Annotated in this window: 6 protein-coding genes and 2 pseudogenes; 3 read left to right on the top strand and 5 right to left on the bottom strand. The window is 61.4% G+C overall.

Going from position 1 to position 6,521, the window contains the following annotated elements; all coding sequences use genetic code 11:
- The 3 genes and pseudogenes from AZE13_RS32710 to AZE13_RS37690 form a co-directional block, all read right to left on the bottom strand.
- Positions 1-745, bottom strand: a pseudogene (locus AZE13_RS32710) (transposase family protein); the annotation flags it as partial.
- Between the two features lie 156 nt (positions 746-901).
- Entirely contained in the window at positions 902-1,117 is a 216-nt protein-coding gene (locus tag AZE13_RS35035; RefSeq protein ID WP_079124624.1) for a transposase, read from the bottom strand.
- 157 nt (positions 1,118-1,274) lie between these two features.
- Positions 1,275-1,598, bottom strand: coding sequence for a DUF6343 family protein (locus AZE13_RS37690; RefSeq protein ID WP_220127641.1), 324 nt, complete (start codon positions 1,596-1,598; stop codon positions 1,275-1,277).
- A gap of 651 nt (positions 1,599-2,249) precedes the next feature.
- Between AZE13_RS37690 and AZE13_RS35045 the strand changes: the two are divergent.
- A pseudogene (locus AZE13_RS35045) lies at positions 2,250-2,677 on the top strand (helix-turn-helix domain-containing protein); the annotation flags it as partial.
- A 186-nt stretch (positions 2,678-2,863) separates the two neighbouring features.
- Here AZE13_RS35045 and AZE13_RS32725 read toward each other — a convergent pair.
- On the bottom strand, positions 2,864-3,082 hold the full coding sequence (locus AZE13_RS32725; RefSeq protein ID WP_258528159.1) for a transposase: 219 nt from the start codon (positions 3,080-3,082) through the stop codon (positions 2,864-2,866).
- Positions 3,083-3,134: 52 nt separating this feature from the next.
- Positions 3,135-5,015, bottom strand: coding sequence for a CASTOR/POLLUX-related putative ion channel (locus tag AZE13_RS32730; protein ID WP_066940322.1), 1,881 nt, complete (start codon positions 5,013-5,015; stop codon positions 3,135-3,137).
- A gap of 856 nt (positions 5,016-5,871) precedes the next feature.
- Between AZE13_RS32730 and AZE13_RS35050 the strand changes: the two genes are divergently transcribed.
- Both AZE13_RS35050 and AZE13_RS32740 read left to right on the top strand, forming a co-directional pair.
- Positions 5,872-6,159, top strand: coding sequence for a transposase (locus tag AZE13_RS35050; protein WP_181690533.1), 288 nt, complete (start codon positions 5,872-5,874; stop codon positions 6,157-6,159).
- Positions 6,160-6,271: 112 nt separating this feature from the next.
- Positions 6,272-6,521: IS3 family transposase (locus AZE13_RS32740; RefSeq protein ID WP_181690534.1), on the top strand; the 250-nt coding region annotated here is incomplete at its 3' end.

A 6,521-nucleotide genomic window follows, 5' to 3' on the forward strand; every position in this document is an offset into this window, starting at 1 on the left:
AGGATGAAAGAGGTTCACTGAGCCTTTCCAACCTCGCTCTGAGTTGGTCGGATGAAGGGTCGGGACAGCCTGGACAACTTTGGTGATCCGGGTGGTTGAGCACCGTAGTTTGCGGAGGAGCCGCCAGGACTTGAGGGTGGCGATGGCCTGCTCGACAAGGGCCCGGTTCTTTGCGTGGGACCGGTTCACCGCCTTCTGGCCTGCGGACAGGTCTCCCACCGTCCCCAGCATGGAATGCCGGCCTGGGCCAGAGCGTCGACGATGCCGTGCTCCCGGGCGGCGCGGACGTCGTGCACGGCGCCGGGTAGGGCTGTAGAGGCCCACAGCAGCCGGCCGAAGGGGTCCGCGAGGACCTGCACGTTCATCCCGTGCTTCTGTGCTTGCCGGAGAAGAACGGCCGGTCCGCGGCGATGCGGTCGACCGGCAGGAGCGTGCCGTCCAGGAGCGGATACGCCTTCGCCGAGGCGGTCCGCATGGCGTCGGCCGGACCGGGGGCGAGGGTGGCCAGGAGCTCGACAGTCTCGGTGACGTAGCGGTAGGCCGTCGTGGTGCCGACGCCGAACCCGGACGCGAGCCGGGCATACGTGTGCCCCACCCGCAGGTGGGCGAGCGTGAACAGAGCCTGACGGCCGGCGCTCAGGCGCCGCCAGCGGGAGCCGATTGTACGGCGGTGCCGCCGCAACGGCTGCGTGAGGAAGCGGAGGGCGGAGCTGGACACATCGACGCCCGACGGGTAGACAAGCACGTGAAGCCTCTGGTGGAGACGGTTCTCTTGGTCGAAAACCCGTCTACCAGGGGCTTCACCACGTTGTCAGCCCAACTGCCAAACCACAGCGTCAGGTTGGAAAGAGCTCAGTGGCGGATCTTCCGCCACGCCCGCATCAGCGCGAACAGACTCACGTCAGCCGCCGCAATAATCCTCACCCTCATGATCTACACATGAAAAAGGCTTCAGCTCTTTCAAACGGGCGCGCTCATCAGGGGACAGGCTGGCTCCGGCAGGAGATTCGTTCCGTTGCTTGTGCTTCTTCACCCAGCCGCGGAGCGTCTCCGGATTGATGTCGAGTTTGCGGCCGACTTCCGAGATGGTGTTGCTCGACCGCAGTGCGATCTGCACAGCTTCTTCCCGTAACTCCGGGGTGTACCTGCTGGGTGGCGCCGCACCTTACTTCCTCGTTTCCTGTTCAGAGCAATCCTATTGGGTCGGTGTCCGATCGGGGCACCTCAGGCGATCATCGGGGCACCTCAGGCGATCACCAGTCACCCAACGGCGACTATGTTCCGGCGTCACGCTGTCGCCCGGCTCTATCGCATAAGTCGTTCCGGCCTTGGTCGGGCTCGTAGGGTGGTACGTCTCTGCCGGGTTGGTAATGCGGACCCTGGCGGATATGCCAGACCACCATAACCAGGTTGATGGCTGCCAGCACTGCCAAGGCGGTGCAGCCTACCGCCCACCATGGTCGGCCAGTCAAGATAAAGGTAAAGGTTCCAGCGACGGCCCACAGCAGCCCCCACAGCGTCAGCCCGCACCGCATCCTCAGGGGGCTGCGCGCATGAAGAGGCTCATTTCCCGAACGTATCATACCGCGATTCAACATCCCGACCACCTCACCTCAAAATCCTCGCTGCTTCTTAACTACACAACACCGCGATGCGAAATACCTCGCATAGAACGTCACCGGCTTTCGTCGTGCAGGCTGAAACTCTGGGTGCCGAAAGAACGCCGCTTCCTAAAGCCGTTGTCAAGCAGCCGTAGTCGCTGGACAATGCCACGAAGTTAAGGGTGAGACAATGACTGCAAGTCTGGCGCCTGTGGTCGATCAGGTGGTGGGCTGGGCGAGGCCAGCTCGGGAACGAGGGCGCAGTGGAGTTCCCCCCTGAGCCTGGACAGCGGGTGTTTACGCTGCGGGGGTGAGGTCCTGCCTGAGCAAGAAGGTCCTCGTTTCGAGCGAGGTGATGTACCCGTATTCGGGGTGTCTGCGGAGTCAGCTGCGGTTGTACTCGACCTCGATGTAGCGGAAGACGTCGGCCCAGGCGGCCTCCCGAGTCTCCCAGACAGTGAGCTTTCCTGCGTGTAGTGGGGCCGGGTGGGGGTGGTTGGGTTGTGCATAGTGGTGAAGCTGCTGGTGGACGGGTTGTCGATCAAGATCAACCGTGTGCACCGGGGGCTTCGTGTGCTTGTCCACCTGTCGGTGATCGGTCTGTCCCGCTCGGCTCTGCGGTTCCTGGCCCGGCTTGTGGTGATGCGCCGTCGGGAGCTCGATACCCGCAGGCGGCGGTTGACGGCCGGCAGGCAGGCTCTGCCGGGCTCGCTCAGCTGCGGTGCGGTGACACCTGCGCCCGGCTCGCCACCGGGTTCGCGGTCGGCATCGCCACGGTCTGCCGTTACGTGCACGAGGCCGTCGACGCCCTGACCACGGCCGGCGTCCCGACCCGGGCCGACAAGGACTACCAGAGCGCACCCGGCACGATCCCGATGCCCCACCACGGCCGCCGGAGCACCCTCCCGACCGGCAAACGCACCATACTCCCCCACACCAAGAACCGCGCCGTCGGTGAACAGGCCAACACCACCCTCAAGTCCCGGCGGCTCCCGCAAAAACTCCGTTGCCCCACCACCCGCATCACCAACACCGCCCAAGCCACCCCCACCCTCCACCTCAACACCCAGAACTGACGTTGGACAAAGGCTCAGTGTGCGGGATGTTCTGCCCGGCCTTGCAGTCGCTGATCACCCCGGCCACCGGGCCGGGTCCGCCGCAGCTACTTCACCCACAAGACCATGCAGCGTTTGAAGACATCGCTCTCCATCTCCAGCTCTCGGATGCGCTTTTTCTTCTCGCTCATCTCCCGCCGCAGCCGCTCAGCTCCGCACGCTCAGCCGCCCGCCCGAGGCGGCCGGCGCGGGCCGGTCCGAGGACGCCGAGCCATTGCGGCGCCACCCCGAGACCCAGCTGTGCAGCGTGCCCGGATGCACACCGAGTTCCTCGGCCACCTGCGGGATCGGCTTCCCTGTCTCGATCACGATGCGTACAGCACCCTCGCGGAACTCCACGTCATACGTCCGTTGCTTGGACCCCATGATTCCAACTTCCCTGAAATCACGGGCTTCACGCTACGATGGGGCCCTCACTTCATTCTTGGGCTACGACGATCACTGCGTCACCCGCTGTGAGACTCAAACGCTGCTTCTTGTCAGGGTTGAGGTGGATCCCGTAGGAGGGCGGTAGGCTGGACTCCTCCTGGCGACGGTAGCCGATGGCTGCCTGGCCCTGTCGTCGAGCCGACTCGACGACCGTATAGAAATCGATTTCGCGATCTAGTACAACATAGCCGTCTGCGGGTTTAATATAAATTTCGCTCCCTCGTGCCGAAAATAGCTCGTCGAAGAGTCCGGAAAGGTGACGATTCTCGGAGATTTGGGTCATTAGAAGACTGATGAGCTTGCTGATGACAATAAAATCTGCGTCCTCACTGAGAGGGGCCAGTGCGCGATTGCGATCATCTCTCAATTCGGCAACTACAGGCACCCGGCGGCCCAGGGCGTGTTCCAGGTTGCGCAGGAAAAGCAAGACGAGAAGTGTACGACTGTCGGCCTCCTGCGTTTCGATGTCATCACCAAGTACGACAATACGGTCATAGCTCCCGATATTCAATCCACGTAAAACTCCTGGATCCGTGATGTCTCCTTCCTGGAAGGAGACATTCAAGCGATTCATCTGAGCGTCGATTACCTCGTCGACGCTCTGCGCATCGGCGCCACTGGCGATAACGTCGAGAGCCGAGTTTCGAGCTGCATATTGGCCCAGTTGTCGAATGATCACGGGCGCGCGGCGGTTCCAGCCCAGCAGCAGGGTCCGCTCCCTCTCGTCCTCGTGCGGTCGGGGGGTGACGATAGCCTCGATGTCGATTACGTAGGGGAAGTCAGAAACGATGACAGTGTCGTCGTCTTGGGAAATGGCAATGATCTGGTCGTCATCACGGATCCTAGTCTCCGATGGGGGGTTGAGCGCGATCATTCCATCCGCATGTTGCACGCCAACAACTGATGAGGTGTCGTACGCCAGAAGCGCGTCACCGAAGGTCTTACCCACCAACTTCGGTTCGCCAGTCATGTAGAATTCATCACCGGCGAAGCTGAGCAGCTCCGCGAAGACTGCGGAAAAGCCACTCTGACGGCTTGTCTGCACAATGAGCCGCGCAGTGATGTCATCGGCACTCAACACGTATGCTTGGGATCCTCCGGCTAGCCGAGCCGCCTCAACCTTCTTCCCATTCTGTACTACTGCGACCATGTGGCATGATTGCCGTTCCCGTCGTGAGCTTTTCGCAAGAGCTAGCAGAACCTTGACTATCTGATTGTCTCCGTCGTCGTTGCCCGGAGTCAGCACGATGACGGAGCGAGCCGTGTGCGGGCTGACCCGGCCAATGTCAGTCGGTTCAGCCGGGCTGCCAGTCCGGCAGATCACCTGGGTCACATCCGTCGCAGGAACTCTGGCATGGATCTCGTCCTCCATCTCGGTCTTGTCCTTCTCAGCCAGGATCGCCACAGCCGCCTGGCGCTGATTAGCGTTGGCCTCCGATAGCTCCGAGATGATCGGCACGACTTGGTCAGACCAGCCCAGTAGCACAGTGTGGCCCTGTTCCAGGACCATCGACCGACCCCTGCGCAGATCCATAATCTTGTTGCGGACGCCCGAAGTAATGAGGCCAACCAGGGTGCTAGCGAAAAACAATCCCACCAATGCAAGAAGCAACGACATCAGGACGAATACCGGCGACCCAACCGCCCCCCCCAGGTTGAAAGTCCCACTGATGTTCTTCCAAATCTCGATAAGCTGATTCTCCAGGGTCGTCGGAGTGTCAACGTCAGACCACACCAGCAATACACTCGCCGGAACGACGATCACTAGACACATCGCCAATAGCCAACCAATGAGAGCTGGCGTGCCACGGGCCATAGTCTTGTCGAACCAGTATCGAAAACGCAGCTTCACGGACGGCTTGCGGACCATACTTTACCTCACCTTCAGTGAGCAGTGAAACTGCATCACCATGAGTCTTTTTTAGGCAAACTCAGATTACCTCTTCAGAGGCCTCAAAAAGAACAGCGTCCCATTGCGGGAGAATCGAGTTTATCCAGGACTCGAATCCCCAAAATTTGTCATCTGTTGTGCGTTCTGCCACTCGTTTATCTCGGACCGAATCACGGACCTGTGTGCCGTATCCACCAGCATGCGGCGAACGAGGAGGGAAGGTTCTGGCGTCCGGTTATCGCTCTTCCATCGGCTTTGTACCTCCCCTCGCAGTGTGGAGATATCCGCTATGAGGAATTTTGATGGCAGGTATATGTAAGAGGCATGACACGGCGTTCCGGGCGGGTGCAGTCCGGATCGTCCGTGAAACCGGGAAGCCGATCGCGCAGGTGGCGCGGGACCTGGGCTGGCGATGTGGGTCTCCCGCGAGAAGGAGGCATCCCGGGCTGGCCTGGCCCCTGACTACCGCTGAGTTCCGCTTTCCGTGGGTATAACACCTTGTAGCAGGGTGGATTCGGGTTTCGGGGTGGGTGTTGGCCGGTGGTGTTGCGGGCACGGCAGTGCCGTGATCAGGGCGAGGAAGCGGGGATGCGTCGGCTGGCGCGAGGCGCGGAAGGCGCCACGGGATGCGGTGATGCGGGCGCAGATGGTCGTGTTGAGCTGGAAGGGTTGGTGGGTCTCGGACATCGCGCTCGAGCTGGTCTGTAGTGAGAAGGTTTCCGCTTTGAGGCGCCCCGATCGGACACCGACCCAATAGAGTTGCTGTGAACAGGAAACGAGGAAGTAAGGCGTGGCGCCACCCAGCAGGTACACCCCGGAGTTACGGGAAGAAGCTGTGCAGATCGCACTGCGGTCGAGCAAGACCATCTCGGAAGTCGGCCGCGAACTCGGCATCAATCCGGAGACGCTCCGCGGCTGGGTGAAGAAACACAAGCAACGGAACGAATCTCCTGCCGGAGCCAGCCTGTCCCTTGATGAGCGTGCCCGTTTGAATGATCTGGGACGCCGCACTCGTGAGCTGGAGAAGGAGAACGCGTTCCTGAAAAAGCCGCAGCGTACTTCGCGAGGGAACCCCAGTAGCGAGCAAGTACGAGTTCATCGACGAGATGAGAGTCGGAACTGAGGAGTACAGCGTCGAGTTCATGTGTCAGCGACTTGACGTGTCGAAACCCGGCTACTACGACTGGCGTGGCCGCCCGCAATCCGCGACGGCCCAGCGGAGCAAGGAACTGAAAATGCTCATCGCGAAGGCATTCGAGGAATCTGACGGTACCTACGGCTATCGGCGCGTCCACGCGCAGCTGCACCGTTGGGGTCAGGCCGTGGGCCTGGAGCTGGTCCGCCGGCTCACGCGTGAGCTGGGCTTGAAGCCCTGCCAGCCCAAGCCGAAACGCTTCGGCCTGACCCGCGGGACGGCTGCTCCCGTGCCCAATCTCATCGTCCGGAACTTCACCGCCGACGCGCCTGGGAGAAAATCGTCGAGGG

It is taken from the genome of Streptomyces sp. NBRC 110611, from assembly GCF_001590865.1.
Classification (GTDB): Bacteria; Actinomycetota; Actinomycetes; order Streptomycetales; family Streptomycetaceae; genus Streptomyces.

Coding starts and splice junctions, on each gene's coding strand:
- AZE13_RS37690 (WP_220127641.1), bottom strand. CDS start 1,598: ATGTTGAATCGCGGTATGATACGTTCGGGAAATGAGCCTCTTCATGCG.
- AZE13_RS32725 (WP_258528159.1), bottom strand. CDS start 3,082: ATGGGGTCCAAGCAACGGACGTATGACGTGGAGTTCCGCGAGGGTGCT.
- AZE13_RS32730 (WP_066940322.1), bottom strand. CDS start 5,015: ATGGTCCGCAAGCCGTCCGTGAAGCTGCGTTTTCGATACTGGTTCGAC.